Origin of the sequence: Neoroseomonas eburnea, assembly GCF_018129005.1 — a bacterium.
In the GTDB taxonomy this organism is placed as follows: domain Bacteria; phylum Pseudomonadota; class Alphaproteobacteria; order Acetobacterales; family Acetobacteraceae; genus Neoroseomonas; species Neoroseomonas eburnea.
The window spans coordinates 212,805-228,790 of the sequence record NZ_JAAEDL010000006.1; the positions used below are offsets into that span (position 1 = coordinate 212,805).

The following is a 15,986-nucleotide window of genomic DNA, read 5'->3' on the forward strand; positions in this document are numbered from 1 at the left end:
CCCCGCTTGCCCCCCCGAAACCCGGCGTGCTAGCCCCTTCAGCCCCAGAAAATCGGGAAGCGCCCGTGACTCCGCCCCTGATCGTGGTCCTGAACGGACCGAACCTCAATATGCTTGGCGTCCGCGAGCCGGAGAAATACGGCAACGCCACGCTCGACGACGTCGAGGCGCTGTGCGCCGAGGCGGCGGAGGAGTTCGGCCTGGCGATCGACTTCCGGCAGACCAATTCCGAGGGCGAACTCGTCACCTGGGTGCAGGAATGCCGCGGCCGCGCCGCCGGCATCATCATCAACCCGGCGGGCTACACCACCACTTCGATCGCGCTGCTCGACGCGCTGCTGCTCGCCGAGCTGCCGGTGATCGAGGTCCACATCACGAACATCCACCGCCGGGAGGAATTCCGGCACCACAGCTACGTCTCCAAGGCGGCGACCGGCGTGATCTGCGGCCTCGGCGTCGCGGGCTACGCGCTGGCGATGCGCGCCATGGCCGAGCTGGTCGAGCAGGACGAGGAATGATGGGCAACTTCATCGAGTTCGACCCCGCCGCCATCCGTGAGCTCGCGCAGATCCTGCGCGAGACCGACCTCACGGAAATCGAGCTGGTGGACGGGGAATCCCGGCTGCGCGTCGTGCGCCAGTCGATCGTCGCCGCGCCGGCGGCGGTGACGGTCGCCGCGCCGGTGGCCGCCACCGCGCCGGCCGTGGCGCCGGTCGTGGAGCCGGCGGATGCCGACCACCCGGGCGCGGTGACCAGCCCGATGGTGGGCGTCGCCTACCTGGCACCGGAGCCCGGCGCGGCGCCCTACGTGACGGTCGGTTCCAAGGTGGCGCAGGGCCAGACCCTGCTGCTGATCGAGGCGATGAAGACCTTCAACCAGATCAAGGCGACGCGCGCCGGAACGGTGACGCGCATCCTCGTCGAGAGCGGCATGCCGGTCGAATACGGCGAGCCGCTGATGATCATCGAGTGAGCCGCCCGATGACGGGTGGGCCAAAGGCCCCGAGGTCCGGCTCGGCCGGCCGGCGAGCGGCGCGCAGCGACGCGAGGCAATTCTGATGTTCGGCAAGGTCCTGATCGCGAACCGGGGCGAGATCGCGCTCCGCGTCCATCGCGCCTGCCAGGAGATGGGCATCCGCACCGTCGCCGTCCATTCCACGGCGGACGCGACGGCGATGCATGTCCGCCTCGCGGACGAGAGCGTGTGCATCGGGCCGCCCAATGCGCGCGACTCCTACCTCAATGTCGCGGCGATCCTGTCGGCGGCGACCATCACCGGCGCCGACGCGGTGCATCCGGGCTACGGCTTCCTGTCCGAGAACGCCCGCTTCGCCGAGATGGTGGAGGCGCACGGGCTGAAGTTCATCGGTCCCTCGCCGGACCACATCCGCATGATGGGCGACAAGATCGCGGCCAAGGACGCGATGCGGCGGCTCGACGTGCCGCTGGTGCCGGGCTCGCCCGGTGCGCTGGACTCCTACGAGGATGCGCGCGCGATCGCCGAGCAGATCAGGTACCCGGTGCTGATCAAGGCGGCGGCCGGCGGCGGCGGGCGCGGCATGAAGGTGGCGCGCAGCGCCGAGGAGCTGGAGGAAGCCTGGCGCGTCGCCCGCGCCGAGGCGAAGGCCGCCTTCGGCGACGAGAGCGTCTACATGGAGAAGTACCTCGACCGCCCGCGGCACATCGAGCTGCAGGTGCTGGCCGACACCCATGGCAACGTCGTGCATTTCGGCGAGCGCGACTGTTCGCTGCAGCGCCGCCACCAGAAGCTGGTGGAGGAAGCGGGCAGCCCGGTGCTGACCGCGGCGGATCGCGAGGCGCTAGGCGCGCGCGTCACCGCCGGCCTCGCGAAGCTCGGCTACCGCAATGCGGGCACGCTGGAATTCCTCTGGCAGGACGGCCACTTCGCCTTCATCGAGATGAACACCCGCCTGCAGGTGGAACATCCGGTGACCGAGATGGTCTGCGGCGTCGATCTCGTGAAGGAACAGATCCGCATCGCCGCGGGCGAGCCACTGGGCTACACGCAGAAGGACATCCATTTCGGCGGCCATGCGATCGAATGCCGCATCACCGCGGAGGATCCGGAAACCTTCGCGCCGAGTCCCGGTCGGGTGAACACCTATCATGCGCCGGGCGGCCTGGGCGTGCGCGTCGATAGCGCGCTCTATTCCGGCTACACGGTGCCTCCGAACTACGACAGCCTGGTGGCGAAGCTGGTGGTGCATGCGCCGACGCGGGCCGAGGCGATCGGCCGCATGCGCCGCGCGTTGAGCGAGATGGTGGTGGCCGGCATCCGCACCACGCTGCCGCTGCACCAGGCGGTCATGGACGACCCCGAATTCCAGTCCGGCGACTACACGATCCACTGGCTGGAACGCTTCGTCGCGTCGCGCCAGGCCTGATATCCCGACGATCCGGTTCGACCGGTCGGGCGCGGATGTGCCGCGTCAGGCTGACGTGGGGCGAGGCGGCGCGGAAGAGCGATTCGGGCAGGGCCGGCGGCCCGCCGGTCGCCGTCGCGAGCTGCCGTGCGACCGCGCCGCCGGCTCTGCAGAGCGGCAGGCGGCGCCCGGTCGGGCAGGACTTCCGGTCCTTTCCGGCACGTTGCGGGACCCGTCCGCAGCCTAGCGGCGCCTAGGGCAGGCTGCTACAAAGGGCGTTCAACGCGTTCCGGGGGGCGGAAGATGGAGCGAAACGTGCAGCGGCGGAGGCGTGCCTTCGCGACCTTGGCTGCGGTGGGCATGGCTGTCGCGGCCGGGCAGGTTCATGCGCAGACGGCGACGATCGCCGTGGGCGCGCCGGTCACCTCGATCGACCCGCACTACCATCAGCTGTCGCCGAACAATGCGGTGTCGGACAGCATCTTCGACAAGCTGGTGAACACCGACGCGCAGGCGCGCAACATCCCCGGCCTGGCGACGGAATGGCGCGTGGTGGAACCCACCGTGTGGGAGTTCCGCCTGCGGCCGAATGTCCGCTTCCACAACGGCAACGCCTTCACCGCCGAGGACGTGGCCTTCACGCTGCAGCGGCTGCCGAACGTGCCGAACAGCCCGTCCTCCTACGCGGTCTATGCGCGGCCGATCACGCGCATCGAGGTGGTGGACCCGCTGACCATCCGCTTCCACACGGCGCAGCCCTATCCGCTGCTGCCGCTCGACATGACGAATGTCCGCATCATCGACCGCGAGTCGTCGGAGAACGTGACGACCGAGGACTTCAACTCGCTGCGCGCGGCCGCCGGCACCGGGCCGTACCGTGCCGTCACCCACCGCAACGGCGACCGCATCGAGTTCGAGCGCTGGGACGGCTACTGGGGCGATCGCGCGCCGTTCGAGCGCGTCAGCTACCGCATGATCACCAACGACGCGGCGCGCACCGCGGCGCTGCTCGCCGGCGACGTGGACCTGATCGACCAGGTGCCGACCTCCGACATCGCGAAGCTGCGGCGGGACAACCGCGTGCAGCTTTCGGAGACGGTCGGGCTGCGGCTGATCTTCCTCGGCATCGACCATCTGCGGGCGGCGAACGAGAATTCCCCCTTCATCACCGGCAATGATGGCCAGCCGCTGGGGCGCAACCCTCTGCGGGACGTGCGCGTGCGCCGGGCGCTGTCGATGGCGATCGACCGCCGCGCGATCGTGGAGCGCGTCATGGAAGGCGCGGCGGTGCCGGCGAACCAGTTCCTGCCGGAAGGCGTCTTCGGCCATGTCGACGACCTGCCGGCGCCCGCCTACGATCCGGACGGCGCGCGGCGGCTGCTGGCGGAAGCAGGCTATCCCCAGGGCTTCCGCATCCAGCTCAACGGCCCGAACGACCGCTACATGAACGACGGCCGCATCGTGCAGGCGATCGGCCAGATGTGGACGCGCATCGGCGTGCGCACGGCGGTCGAGGCGCAGCCCTGGACCACCTTCATCGGACGGGCCGGGCGGCAGGAATATTCGAGCTTCCTGATCGGCTGGGGCTCCAACCCCGACGGCTCGCATCCGCTGCGCAACATCCTCGCCACCTATTCGCGCGAGCGCGGCTGGGGTGCGTCGAACCGCGGCCGCTACTCCAACCCGCAGGTGGACGACCTGCTGGAGCAGTCGCTGTCGGAGATGGACGAGGCGAAGCGCGAGCGGCTGGTGGTTGATGCCATGCGCATCGCCATGCAGGACGTCGGCGTGGTGCCGCTGCACATCCAGACCAATATCTGGGCGGCCCGGCGCGGCTTCGAGCATACCGCGCGCCGCGACGAACTGACCCGGGCGCAGGATCTGCGCCCCGCCGCACGCTGACGGCGGAGGAAGGACGATGACCGTCTATCTCGTGCGGCGCCTGATCCAGGCGCTGTTCGTCGTGCTTGCAATGTCGGTCATCGTCTTCGTCGGCGTCTTCGCGATCGGCGACCCGGTCGAGATCCTGATCAGCCCCGACGCCGACCAGCTCGAGCGCGAGCGCGCGGTCGCGGCGCTCGGCCTCGACCTGCCGCTGTGGCACCAGTACCTGGTCTTCCTGGGCAATGCGCTACAGGGCGACCTCGGCCGGTCCTTCGTGTTCAACGAGCCGGCGCTCAAGCTGATCCTGCAGCGCATGCCGGCGACGCTGGAACTCGCCTTCGGGGCGATGTTCATCTCCATCCTGGTCGGCCTGCCGCTCGGGCTCTATGCGGGGCTGCGGCCGAACTCGCCGGCCAGCAAGACCATCATGGCGGGGTCGATCCTCGGCTTCTCGCTGCCGACCTTCTGGGTCGGGCTGATGCTGATCATGGTCTTCGCGGTGCAGCTCGGCTGGCTGCCGTCGACGGGGCGGGGGGAGACCTGCTCGGTGCTCGGCTTCCTCGGCGTGCAGCCCTGCGGCGCCGGCCTGCAATGGTCCTTCCTGACGGTCGACGGGCTTGCGCACATGGCGATGCCGGCGCTCAACCTGGCGCTGTTCAAGATCAGCCTGGTCATCCGCCTGACCCGTGCCGGCGTGCGCGAGACCATGCTGATGGACTACGTGAAGTTCGCCCGCGCCAAGGGGCTTTCGCCCGCGCGCGTGACCTTCGTGCACGTCTTCAAGAACATCCTCATCCCCGTCGTCACGGTGGTCGGCCTGGAACTGGGCTCGACCATCGCCTTCAGCGTGGTGACCGAGAGCGTCTTCGCCTGGCCCGGCATGGGCAAGCTGATCATCGACAGCATCAACGTGCTCGACCGGCCGGTGATCGTCGCCTACCTGATGATCATCGTGCTGATGTTCATCACCATCAACCTCATCGTGGATCTGACCTATTCCATGCTCGATCCGCGGGTGCGGCTGGAGACCAAGGGCGCATGAGCCAGGCCGTGATGAACGGGGCGGCCCCCGCCGCCCCGCGCAAGGACAAGGTGGAGACGCCGTTCCGGCGCTTCGTCTCCGAATTCGCGGAATCGAAGGTCGCGCTCGGCGGGCTGGTGGTGTTCACGGCCATCGCGCTGGTGGCGATCTTCGCCTCGGTGATCGCCCCGCAGAACCCCTACGACCTGGCGCAGCTCGACATCATGGACGGGCGCATGGAGCCCGGCACGGTGGGCGGCGCCGGCTTCACCTACTGGCTCGGCACCGACGACCAGGGGCGCGACATGCTCTCGGGCATCATGTACGGGCTGCGCATCTCGCTGATGGTCGGCGCCGGCTCGGCTTTCATCGCCTGCGTGGTGGGCGCCTCGCTCGGACTGCTCGCGGCCTATGCCGGCAAGAGGACCGACACGGTCATCATGCGGCTGGTCGACCTGCAGCTCTCCTTCCCGTCCATCCTGGTCGCGCTGATGATCCTCGCCTTCCTGGGCAAGGGCATCATGAACGTGGTCATCGCGCTGGTGATCGTGGAATGGGCCTACTACGCGCGCACCGTCCGCGGCACCGCGCTGGTCGAGCGCCGGCGCGAATACATCGAGGCGGCGCAGTGCCTCGCGCTGCCGACGCACCGCATCCTGTTCCGCCACCTGCTGCCAAACTGCCTGCCGCCGCTGATCGTGGTCGCCACCATGCAGGTGGCCCGCGCCATCGCGCTCGAAGCCACGCTGTCCTTCCTCGGCCTCGGCGTGCCGATCACCGAGCCCTCGCTCGGCCTGCTGATCGCCAACGGCTACGAGTACATGCTGTCCGGCAAGTACTGGATCTCCTTCTATCCCGGCATCGCGCTGCTGATCACGATCGTCTCCATCAACCTGGTGGGCGACCAGCTTCGCGACGTGCTCAACCCGCGGCTCAAGAAGTGAGTTCTCAATCGCCGGTCGCCGGCTCCGCCGGCTTGGTTTTCGCGCCAACGCCCCGTCGCGCGGGTGCGGCGGTCATCCTGTGCGCGCCGGCCGCGATGCGGCCGGATTTCCGGAATTCCTGCCCGTGACCAATGCACCGACCCTGGAGGTCCGCAACCTGCGGACGCACTTCTTCACCCGCGCCGGCGTGGTGAAGGCCGTGGACGACGTCTCCTTCAGCGTGGAGCGGGGCAAGGTCCTCGGCCTGGTGGGGGAATCCGGCTCGGGCAAGACCGTGACGGGTTTCTCGATCCTCGGCCTGGTGGACCCGCCCGGCCGCGTCACCGGCGGGCAGATCCTCTTCCAGGGGCGGGATCTCGCGAAGATCAGCGAGGAGGAGATGCGCGACCTGCGGGGCAACCGCATCGCGATGATCTTCCAGGACCCGATGATGACGCTCAACCCGGTCCTGCGCATCGACACGCAGATGATCGAGACGGTGCTGGCGCACAAGAAGGTCAGCCGCGAGGAAGCCCGCCAGCGCGCGCGCGACACGCTCGGCATGGTCGGCATCCCGTCCCCGGACGAGCGGCTGAAATCCTACCCCCACCAGTTCTCCGGCGGCATGCGCCAGCGCGTGGCGATCGCCATCGCCCTGCTGCACGAACCCGAGCTGATCGTGGCGGACGAGCCGACCACCGCGCTCGACGTCACCATCCAGGGGCAGATCCTGGCCGAGGTGCAGAAGCTCGCGCAGACCACCGGCACCTCGCTGATCTGGATCACGCACGACCTTTCGGTCGTCGCCGGCCTCGCCGACGACGTCGCGGTGATGTACGCCGGGCGCATCGTCGAGAAGGGCGCGGTCTCCGATGTGCTCGACCATCCGCTGCATCCCTATACCGCCGGGCTGATCGGCTCGGTGCCGTCGCGCAACAAGCGCGGCGAGCCGCTGCGGCAGATCCCGGGCATGACGCCCTCCCTCCTCAACCTGCCGCCCGGCTGCGCCTTCCGCTCGCGCTGCCCGCGCGCCGCGGAGGCCTGCATGGCCGAACCCGAGATCCGCGAGATCCTGCCGGGGCGGGAGGCGCGCTGCTTCCTGCCGCTCACCGCCGCAGCGGAGCAGGCGGCATGAGCGCGGCCGTGAGCATGCCGATGCGCGCCATCGACGCCGGCGAGCCGATGATGGAACTGCGCGGCGTCTCCCGCCGCTTCGAGAAGAAGCTCGACTTCGCGGGACGGATCGCGAGGCGCCTCGGCGCCCCGGTGCGGGAGGAGGTGGTCCACGCGGTGGACAACGTCGACCTCACCATCCGCAAGGGCGAAGTCGTCGGCCTGGTGGGCGAGAGCGGCTGCGGCAAGTCCACCCTCGGCCGCATGGTCGCCGGCATCCTGCCGCCGTCGGATGGAACCATCCTGCGCAACGGCCAGGACATCCTCTCCCTGTCCAGCGCGGCGGCGCGGGAGATGAAGCTGCGCACGCAGATGATCTTCCAGGACCCCTATGCGTCGCTGAACCCGCGCATGCGGGTGGCCGACATCGTCGGCGAGGCACCGCTGGTCCATGGCATCGTCACGCGCAGCGGCTACGACGCCTATGTCGACGAGCAGATGCGCCGCGCCGGGCTCGACCCGGCCTTCAAGCGACGCTACCCGCACCAGTTCTCGGGCGGGCAGCGGCAGCGCATCGGCATCGCGCGCGCGCTCGCGGTGAAGCCCGACTTCATCGTCTGCGACGAGGCGGTCGCCGCGCTCGACGTGTCGATCCAGGCGCAGATCCTCAACCTCTTCATGCGCCTGCGGACCGAGCTCGACCTCACCTATCTCTTCATCAGCCACGACCTCGGCGTGGTGGAGCACCTCTCCGACCGCGTGGTGATCATGTATCTCGGGCGGGTGGTGGAGGAAGCGCCCGCGGAGACGGTCTTCGCCCACCCGAACCACCCCTACACCCAGTCGCTGCTCGCCTCCGTGCCGCGGATCGAAAGCCGCAAGCGCGCCTTCTCGGTGGTGAAGGGGGAGATCCCGTCACCGCTGAACCCGCCCTCCGGCTGCCATTTCCACCCGCGCTGCCCGCATGCGATGGAGCGCTGCAAGGTCGAGAAGCCGGTGTTGAAGGAAGTGGCGCCGGGGCAGCGGAGCGCCTGCCATCTGAACGACGCGGCCTGATGTGCGATCACGGTCCGGCCCTCGGGGCCTGCCGTCGCAGGCCACGACCGGGGCGGCCTGCGCGCGCCCCATCGTGGCGGTGACGCCGGACCTGGGCGCTTCTCGCCTTGACGACGAAAATCCTGGGGACATCGTTCGACCCACATGAGCATCTTCCAGCACATCCGGGCGGCTGATCAGGGCTTCGCTCCGCGCTGCATCTTCGACATCGGCGCCAATGTGGGCCAGACGACGCGGCAGATCCGCGCAGTCTGGCCCGAGGTGCAGGTCCACGCCTTCGAGCCCGTGAGCAGCACCTTCGCGCGGCTGCAGGAGAATCTTCGCGACGATCGCGCCGTGACGCTGCACCGCCTCGCCTTCGGCAGCCGCCCGGGGCGGGCCCGCATGCTCGCCATGCCGGGCGGCGTGATGAACCGCATCGTCGATCGTCCGGTCGGCAACGCCATGGTCGAGGAGGTCGAGGTCGTCGTGGGCGATGCCTTCTGCGCGGCGCAGGGCATCGATCGGATCGACATCCTCAAGGTCGACACCGAGGGCCACGACCTCGAGGTGCTCGCCGGCTTCCGCAACATGCTGGCGGAGCGGCGCATCGCCTATGTCGAGGTGGAATGCGGCATCGCCCCGGACAACCGGATGCATGTCCCGTTCGGGCGGCTGGCCGACTTCCTCTTCGCCTTCGGCTACGGGCTGTTCAACCTCTATGCCGGCGGGCGGGCGAACCTGACCGCGCGCCGCCGCGATCGCGGCATCTGGTACGGCAACGCTGTCTTCGTCGCCGAGGACTGGCCGGAGGATGCCGTCGGGATCGATGGCGCCGCCGCTCAGCCCCTTCCCGCCGTCGCGACCAGCGCGACCGCCGTCGGCAGCCACGGCACCGGCCCGTAGCCCGCACCGCCTTCCCACACCAGGGCCAGCAGCAGCAGCGGTGTGCGGATGCGCGACAGCACCGCGGCAATGCCGGGCGTGAGCAGGCCTGCAGGAGAGGCCCCGTTGAGCGGCAGGCGGGGCCAGCCGGGTTCGGTCTCGATCGGCGCCACGTCAGCGGGAAGGGCATGTGGAGCATGCTCCAGCCGATGCGCTGCGTCGCGGCGGTGCCCCGGAACAGGGTGCCGCCGGGAATCCCGGCGCGGCCGCTCATGCCGGCCAGCCTGTCGGCTGATCCGGCGTGCGGATCCTGGTCTGGCGCGCAGCGGCCACACCAACCCTGCGCGCGATGCCGTTCGCCCTCCCGATGACGACGTCATCGACAAGGCTCGGCGGCATCACACCGTGAACTGTTCCGCGATGATGCGTTCCGACAACCCGTGGTCGGGGTCGAAGAGCAGCGTCAGGCAGACGTCGCGCGCTTCCCGCACCTCGACCCGGCGCACGTCGCGCACCTCCGTGTAGTCGGCGACGGCGGCGACGGGGCGCTTGTCGCGTTCCAGGATGTCGAACACCACCTCGACATCCGCCGGCAGCAGCGCGCCGCGCCAGCGCCGCGGGCGGAAGGCGGAGATCGGCGTCAGCGGCAGCAGGTTGGCGCCGAGCGGCACGATCGGCCCGTGCGCCGAGAGGTTGTAGGCGGTGCTGCCGGCCGGCGTGCTGATCAGGATGCCGTCGCAGATCAGCTCCGCCAGGCGTTCCTTGCCATCCACCAGGATGCGGATCTTCGCCGCCTGGCGGCTTTCGCGCAGCAGGGAAACCTCGTTGATGGCCAGCGCCTCGACCGGTTCCTGCCCGTTCGCGAGCGCCCGCATGCGCAGGGGATGCAGCGTCGCGGCCTGTGCGGCGGCGATGCGCGCGGGCAGGTCCTCCTCCCGGTAGTCGTTCATCAGGAAGCCGACCGAGCCGCGGTTCATGCCATAGACCGGGACGCCGCGGCCGAGGAAGCGGTGCAGCGTCTCGAGCATGAAGCCGTCGCCGCCGAGCGCGACGACGACATCGGCCTTCTCCGGCGGAGCGGCGCCGTACCGTGCCGCGAGCGCCTCCTGCGCCACGCGCGCCGCCTCGTTCTGCGCCGCGAGGATCGCGAGGCGCGGGGCAGCGCTCACGTGGCGGCCTTCGCGACCCAGGCGCGCGCGGCGTCGCGGTGTTCGAGCAGCGGCATCCCCGCGCGCACCCGGGCCGTCACCTTCGGGTCGATGCGGGCCGTCGCCCAGCCGGTGCCGTCGCTGCACTTGGCGACGACATGGCCCCAGGGGTCGGCGACCAGGGAATGGCCGTAGACGCTGCGCGTCGCGCCGCGCTCCTCATAGGTGCCGTAGGAGGCGGCGGCGAGGATCCAGCACTGGCTGTCGATGGCGCGTGCGCGCAGCAGGACCTCCCAATGGTCCTTGCCGGTCTGCAGGGTGAAGTTGGAGGGCACCAGGATCGCCTCCGCGCCCATCCGCCGCAGCGCGACGTAGAGTTCCGGGAAGCGCATGTCGTAGCAGATGGTGCAGCCGAAGCGGATGCCGCCGGCCTCGAACAGCGCGAGGTCGGTGCCGCCGCCGTAGAGCGCGCTCTCGCGATAGCCGGTGCCGTCCGGGGCGGTGATGTCGAACAGGTGGATCTTGCGGTATCGCGCGATTTCCGCACCGTCGGGCCCGAAGACGAGCGTCGTGTTGAACAGCTTCTCGCCGCCGTCCTCGATGATCGATCCGCCATGGACGGTGATGCCATGGGTGCGCGCGAGGCCGCGCAGCATCTCGTAGGCCGGACCGCCGGTGCCGCCTGGCGCTGGCAGGATTTCCGCCGCGGCGCGGCGCGAATCGCGGCCGCCGCCGAGATTGGTCCAGGTCTCGGGCAGGCTCACCAGGCCGGGGCGGTCCGCGGCGATGGCGGCCTCGATCAGGCGCTGCGCGTGGTCGAGATTGGCTGCCTTGTCGCTGCCCTGGTTCATCTGGATCACGCTGACGCGCAAGGCTGCCTCCTGCATCCCGACGCGCCCATCAATCCGCGCAACCGGGGTGGCGGGCAAGGGGGCACGCGCCCGATCTCAGGGGTTGGGCACCTCGTCGTTGTAGAAATCGCCCTGGCCCTGTCCGCCGAGGACGAAGAAGTTCACCTGGGTCGCGCGCAGCGGGTGCAGCGCGTTGCCGAAGCTGAAACGGAACCAGAGATGCGCCGCGCCCTGGGTGGCGACGAGGGAATTGATCAGCCGCTCCACGTTCTGGGCGTAGGTGCCGCGGTTGATGTTCGGGCTCTGCGGGAAGATGTTCCACCAGACATGGCCGAGGCCGCCCTGGTTGCCGCCGACGACGTGGCCGGCATCGTCGTCGTTCCGGCCGATGCTTCGCGCGTAGTCGCGCGTGGCCTGGGTCGTAGCCGTGCCTCGTCCGAGATGTTGCGGGCTCACCACTGCATAGAGCCAGCCGATCGCGGTTGGCCCGGCATTCGGGTCGCCGAGGGTGATCAGCTCCACCACCGGCTGCGTGGCGTCGTTCGGCTGCAGCCCATGGACCCGAGGGCACCAGGCGAGCCAGTCGAGCCCGAGCGGCACGTTGTTCGATGGGAACGGGATCGGGATCAGCGGCGTGCCTCCCTGCCTATGGCCGCGCTCGGCGCAGGTGCCTCCAAAAAATGCCTTATCCGAAACGAGGCGTCAGCCTCCCTTGGTCCCCGGCCAGTCGAGGCGCGGCTCGGACCGCGCCGCGCGCGCCGGCCGCGCCGCGGGCGGCGGCACGGGGGGCGTCAGCCGGGGTTCGACCTCCGGCGCGCGATAGCCGCCGCGCGGCGGCGGGGCGACCCAGTCGTCATCGACCGCTGCGCGCGGCGGCAAGGCGGAGCCGGGCTGGCGGATCAGGGCGCGGATCTCGGTCCGCAGGTCGGCGAGTTCGGCTTCCACCGCCTCCAGCCGCGACTTCACGCCGAAGACCGAGAAGGGCATCGCCAGGAAGGCGAGGACGGAAACGGCGATCGCGACCAGCAGCACCAGCGCCACCCAGCCGGGCAGGCCGGGGATGGTGAGCTTGTCGACCAGGCCCTGCAGAACCTCAGCCACCGGTCATGCTCATGTGCCGGGCGACGGCCGGGCGGTTGTGGCGGCGGTCGATCACGAAGTCATGCCCCTTCGGCTTGCGCGCGATGGCGTCGCGGATGGCCTGCGCCAGCGCCGCGTCGTCGACCGACGGGTCGCGCAGCTTGTCACGGAACTCGGCCGCATCGTCCTGGCCGAGGCACATGAACAGCGTGCCCGTGCAGGTCAGCCGCACGCGGTTGCAGCTCTCGCAGAAATTGTGGGTCATCGGCGTGATGAAGCCGATGCGCCGGCCGGTCTCCTTCACCGTCACGTAGCGGGCGGGGCCGCCGGTGCGGTAGTCGGTTTCCTCCAGCGTCCAGGTCTGCCGCAGCCGGGACCGCACGAGGGAGAGCGGCAGGTACTGTTCGGTGCGGTCGCCGGAGATATCGCCCATCGGCATGGTCTCGATCAGGCAGAGGTCGAAGCCGTGTTCGCCGCACCAGGCGACCATGCGGTCGAACTCCTGCTCGTTCACCCCCTTCAGCGCGACGGCGTTGATCTTGATGGCGAGGCCGGCCGCCTTGGCGGCGAAGATGCCGTCGAGCGTCTGCTCGATCCTGCCCCAGCGCGTCACCGCCGCGAAGACCGCCGGGTCCAGCGTGTCGAGCGAGACGTTGATGCGCCGCACCCCCGCCGCGTACAGGTCGCCGGCCATCTTCGTGAGCTGCGTGCCGTTGGTGGTGACGGTCAGCTCCCGCAGCCCGCCCGCGCCGATTCGCGCGCCGAGCGCCTGCACCAGCGTCATCACCCCCTTGCGCACCAACGGCTCCCCGCCGGTCAGCCGGATCTTGTCGGTGCCGAGCGCGATGAAGGCGCCGCAGAGGCGGTCGATCTCCTCGAGCGTCAGGATGTCCTTCTTCGGCAGGAAGGTCATGTCCTCCGCCATGCAGTAGACGCAGCGGAGGTCGCAACGATCCGTGACGGAGACCCGGAGATAGGTCACGGCCCGTCCGAAGGGGTCGGTCAGCCCGGCCGGCGGGGGATCAAGTGCCTGCATGGTCAGGGATTTGGGGCCGGAGGGGCGGGGGCTGCAAGCCCCATTCGGTGCCCCGGTGGCGGCGCCGGGCTTCCTGCGTCGCCCTCGGGGCCCCGGGCGGCGTCAGCCGGAAGGCGGGCGGTAGGCGACCCCCGCCGATTTCACCTTCTGCATGGCCCGCTGGGCCTCGGCCGAGGTCAGCAGCGCATGGGTCTCGAAGGCGGCGAAGGCACCGCTCGAGCCGACGCGCATGCTGCAGGCGACGGCGCTCTCATTGTCGGGAAACTCGACGATCGCGACGCCGTCCCGCTCGCCGAGCATGAAGAAGTAGCAGACCAGCCGGCCGCCGAAGCCCTCGATCACCTGGCGCGCCGGGCCCTCGCGGTCCTGCGGGTTCTCGGTCATCGCCTTGGCCTGGGCCGGGGTGAAGGACCATTGCAACATGTAGTGCGGCATGACGTCCTCCCTTGCTGCGGCCGGCCGAGCGCCGGCCGCGGGGGAGGAGGCTACGCTCTTCCGGAGCGAATACGAAACAATTGCGTTATCCTAACAATGCCAGCCCGCCCGCCGCCATCAGCACCCCCATGGCGAAGGGGCGGTAGAGCTTCTCCGGCACGACATGGAACAGCCGCGCGCCGATCGGCACCGAGGCCGCCATGACCGGCAGCAGCACCGCGAGCCGCACCCAGACCGCGCCGTCCACCAGCCCGCCGAGAAAGGGCGGGACCACCGAGATGATGGCGATGGTCGAGAAGAACATGATCAGGTTGGCGCGGTGCCGCTTCGCGTCCTCGAGACCCGCCAGCAGGTACAGGATGACGGGCGGGCCGCTCATGCCCGTCGAGCCCTTGAGCAGCCCTGCCATGGTTCCGACGGCCAGGTTGAGCGGCAGTGGCCGCGACCCGTGGTAGCGCCAGCCCGTCATCAGCAGCAGGCCGAACACCAGCACGAAGCCGCCGATGAACCGGCGCAGCAGATCCCCGTCCGCGGTCAGCAGGATCCAGGCGCCGAAGGGTGTCGCCACCGCCGCCGCGCCGCCCAGCGGCAGGACCACCCGCCGGTCGGCATCCTTCAGCGCGCCCGGCAGGAGCTGGAGGGAAACCAGCAACTCCATCAGCAGCATCACCGGCACGCCGGCGCGCGGCCCCCAGAGCAGCGAATAGACCGGCGCCAGGATCACCGCCGTGCCGAAGCCGGAATAGCCGCGCATCAGGCCGGCGACGACGGTGGCGAGGACGGCCGCCAGCAGGCGCCAGTCCGCCAGCACGGCGGGCGCCGACGCGAGGATGCCGCTCACCGGCGATCATCCTCCACGATGTCGAGAGTGACGACGGTGGCGTTGATCAGCACCTTGCCAGCATGCTCGAAATTGACAGTGATGCGATCGCCCACCACGGACTGGACCTGGCCGATCCCCCAATCGGGCCGCGCCGGATGGCGCACGCGCATGCTTGGTTCGATGGGGGAGGTCACGTGTCTGGCGCTAAGGTGGTGGAAGTCACCCAGAGGATACCGTCTGCGGCCATGACGCAAGGGATGCCCAGGTCGATGCCTTCCGATTCGCCGCTGTCCGAACTCCGCCTGGCGCGGCTTGTCGGTCTTCGCATGTGCCACGACCTCGGCGGCGTCGCCGGCACGGTGGGCAATGCCCTCGAACTGCTCGGCGGCGCCGGCGGGGAGGCGGCGGATATCGCGCTGGAGGCGGCGACCGTGCTGCGCCGGCGCCTGCTGTTGTGGCGCGCGCTGCTCGGCGGACAGGGGGAGGCGACGCTTGGCACCCTGCTCGGTCTGCTCGAGGGCCAGCTCGCCGGTGGCCGTGCCGCGGCGGATGCGCAAGCCCTCGACCACGGATGGATGGTGACGGAGGAGACGGTGCCGGTGCTGCTCGCCGCCATGCTGGTGGGCGGCGAGGCGCTGCCCCGCGGCGGCATGGTGCGCCTGGCCGGCGACTGGACGCGCGAGGTGGTGGTGCTGCCCGACGGCCCGCGCGCCGCCTGGCCTGCCGCGCTGGTCCGCGCCGTTGCCGGCGCGCCGCCGGCCGGGGAACCGACCGGGCGGGAAGTGCTGCCGCTCTGGCTTGCCGCCGCCGCACGCCCGGCCGGCGTGCGCCTCGGCCTCGCCTTGCCGCCGGGCGAGGGTGCCGGTCCGCTGGTGCTGACCCTGCCGCACTGAGAGCCGCAAGCCGCTTTACGGATTCTTCGCCGCCGCCGCCGCATCCTCTGCCCCGCACCGCGTGGGGCTGGCGATGGACGATCTACTGGCGGACTTCCTGACCGAGACGCATGAGGGCCTGACGGCCCTCGATTCCGCCCTGGTGCGGCTGGAACGCACGCCGGACGACCATCCGACCCTGTCCGAGGTCTTCCGGCTGGTCCACACCATCAAGGGCACCTGCGGCTTCCTCGGCCTGTCGCGGCTGGAGGCGGTGGCCCACGCGGCGGAGAACGTGCTCGGCCGCTACCGGGACGGCACGCTGCCGGTGACGCCTGCGGGCATCACCGTGATCCTCGCCGCGCTGGACCGCATCAAGGCGATCGTCGCGGGGCTGGAAGCGACGGGGTCCGAGCCCACGGGCGAGGATGCGCCGCTGATCACCGCGCTCGACGAGGCGGCCGAGGGGCGGGCAGCCGCCCCTGCGGCCGCGACC

20 protein-coding genes are annotated in these 15,986 nt (G+C 70.2%); 11 read left to right on the plus strand and 9 right to left on the minus strand.

The window, feature by feature from the left end:
- Positions 1-65: 65 nt before the first annotated feature.
- The 9 genes from aroQ (at position 66) to GXW74_RS08555 (ending at position 9,266) form a co-directional block, all read left to right on the plus strand.
- Entirely contained in the window at positions 66-518 is a 453-nt protein-coding gene (gene aroQ / locus GXW74_RS08515) for a type II 3-dehydroquinate dehydratase (RefSeq protein WP_211846051.1), read from the plus strand.
- Complete coding sequence (gene accB, locus GXW74_RS08520) at positions 515-973, plus strand: acetyl-CoA carboxylase biotin carboxyl carrier protein (RefSeq protein WP_211846052.1); 459 nt, start codon at positions 515-517, stop codon at positions 971-973. The genes aroQ and accB overlap by 4 nt, the downstream gene beginning before the upstream one ends.
- Positions 974-1,058: 85 nt before the next feature.
- Positions 1,059-2,405 (plus strand): acetyl-CoA carboxylase biotin carboxylase subunit, encoded by a 1,347-nt coding sequence (gene accC, locus GXW74_RS08525; protein ID WP_211846053.1) that lies wholly within the window; start codon positions 1,059-1,061, stop codon positions 2,403-2,405.
- A gap of 339 nt (positions 2,406-2,744) precedes the next feature.
- On the plus strand, positions 2,745-4,286 hold the full coding sequence (locus GXW74_RS08530; RefSeq protein ID WP_246523068.1) for an ABC transporter substrate-binding protein: 1,542 nt from the start codon (positions 2,745-2,747) through the stop codon (positions 4,284-4,286).
- Between the two features lie 16 nt (positions 4,287-4,302).
- The gene (locus GXW74_RS08535) at positions 4,303-5,310 is read left to right on the plus strand and encodes an ABC transporter permease (protein ID WP_211846055.1); all 1,008 of its coding nucleotides are present in this window, start codon (positions 4,303-4,305) and stop codon (positions 5,308-5,310) included.
- Positions 5,307-6,233: an ABC transporter permease gene (locus GXW74_RS08540; protein ID WP_211846056.1), complete on the plus strand. Its 927-nt coding sequence runs from the start codon at positions 5,307-5,309 to the stop codon at positions 6,231-6,233. The genes GXW74_RS08535 and GXW74_RS08540 overlap by 4 nt, the downstream gene beginning before the upstream one ends.
- A gap of 124 nt (positions 6,234-6,357) precedes the next feature.
- A complete protein-coding gene (locus GXW74_RS08545; protein WP_211846057.1) occupies positions 6,358-7,347 on the plus strand; it encodes an ABC transporter ATP-binding protein in 990 nt (329 codons plus the stop codon).
- Positions 7,344-8,381 carry an ABC transporter ATP-binding protein gene (locus GXW74_RS08550; RefSeq protein ID WP_272877247.1) on the plus strand — a complete coding sequence of 346 codons (1,038 nt, stop codon included), beginning with the start codon at positions 7,344-7,346 and terminating at the stop codon, positions 8,379-8,381. The genes GXW74_RS08545 and GXW74_RS08550 overlap by 4 nt, the downstream gene beginning before the upstream one ends.
- A 144-nt stretch (positions 8,382-8,525) precedes the next feature.
- Positions 8,526-9,266, plus strand: a complete 741-nt coding sequence (locus GXW74_RS08555) for an FkbM family methyltransferase (protein ID WP_211846058.1) — start codon at positions 8,526-8,528, stop codon at positions 9,264-9,266.
- Here the strand turns inward: GXW74_RS08555 and GXW74_RS08560 are convergent.
- From GXW74_RS08560 to GXW74_RS08600, 9 genes are all read right to left on the minus strand, one after another.
- Positions 9,203-9,418, minus strand: coding sequence for a hypothetical protein (locus tag GXW74_RS08560; RefSeq protein ID WP_211846059.1), 216 nt, complete (start codon positions 9,416-9,418; stop codon positions 9,203-9,205). The two genes, GXW74_RS08555 and GXW74_RS08560, sit on opposite strands and share 64 nt — an antisense overlap.
- Positions 9,419-9,643: 225 nt before the next feature.
- A complete protein-coding gene (locus GXW74_RS08565) occupies positions 9,644-10,414 on the minus strand; it encodes an NAD kinase (protein WP_211846060.1) in 771 nt (256 codons plus the stop codon).
- Positions 10,411-11,265 carry a carbon-nitrogen hydrolase family protein gene (locus GXW74_RS08570; protein WP_246523070.1) on the minus strand — a complete coding sequence of 285 codons (855 nt, stop codon included), beginning with the start codon at positions 11,263-11,265 and terminating at the stop codon, positions 10,411-10,413. The genes GXW74_RS08565 and GXW74_RS08570 overlap by 4 nt, the downstream gene beginning before the upstream one ends.
- Positions 11,266-11,340: 75 nt before the next feature.
- Complete coding sequence (locus GXW74_RS08575; RefSeq protein ID WP_211846062.1) at positions 11,341-11,844, minus strand: hypothetical protein; 504 nt, start codon at positions 11,842-11,844, stop codon at positions 11,341-11,343.
- A gap of 102 nt (positions 11,845-11,946) precedes the next feature.
- Positions 11,947-12,345 carry a hypothetical protein gene (locus GXW74_RS08580; protein WP_211846063.1) on the minus strand — a complete coding sequence of 133 codons (399 nt, stop codon included), beginning with the start codon at positions 12,343-12,345 and terminating at the stop codon, positions 11,947-11,949.
- A complete protein-coding gene (moaA, locus tag GXW74_RS08585; RefSeq protein WP_246523101.1) occupies positions 12,338-13,330 on the minus strand; it encodes a GTP 3',8-cyclase MoaA in 993 nt (330 codons plus the stop codon). The genes GXW74_RS08580 and moaA overlap by 8 nt, the downstream gene beginning before the upstream one ends.
- Positions 13,331-13,462: 132 nt before the next feature.
- On the minus strand, positions 13,463-13,795 hold the full coding sequence (locus GXW74_RS08590; RefSeq protein WP_211846065.1) for a GYD domain-containing protein: 333 nt from the start codon (positions 13,793-13,795) through the stop codon (positions 13,463-13,465).
- 85 nt (positions 13,796-13,880) lie between these two features.
- Positions 13,881-14,636 carry a sulfite exporter TauE/SafE family protein gene (locus GXW74_RS08595; protein WP_338148186.1) on the minus strand — a complete coding sequence of 252 codons (756 nt, stop codon included), beginning with the start codon at positions 14,634-14,636 and terminating at the stop codon, positions 13,881-13,883.
- The gene (locus tag GXW74_RS08600) at positions 14,633-14,788 is read right to left on the minus strand and encodes a DUF3553 domain-containing protein (RefSeq protein WP_211846066.1); all 156 of its coding nucleotides are present in this window, start codon (positions 14,786-14,788) and stop codon (positions 14,633-14,635) included. Before GXW74_RS08600 ends, GXW74_RS08595 begins: the two co-directional genes overlap by 4 nt.
- Before the next feature lie 99 nt (positions 14,789-14,887).
- On the opposite strand from GXW74_RS08600, the gene GXW74_RS08605 reads away from it, so the two are divergent.
- On the plus strand, positions 14,888-15,511 hold the full coding sequence (locus GXW74_RS08605) for a histidine phosphotransferase family protein (RefSeq protein WP_211846067.1): 624 nt from the start codon (positions 14,888-14,890) through the stop codon (positions 15,509-15,511).
- 73 nt (positions 15,512-15,584) lie between these two features.
- On the plus strand, positions 15,585-15,986 hold a 402-nt coding region (locus GXW74_RS08610; protein ID WP_211846068.1), incomplete at its 3' end, for an Hpt domain-containing protein.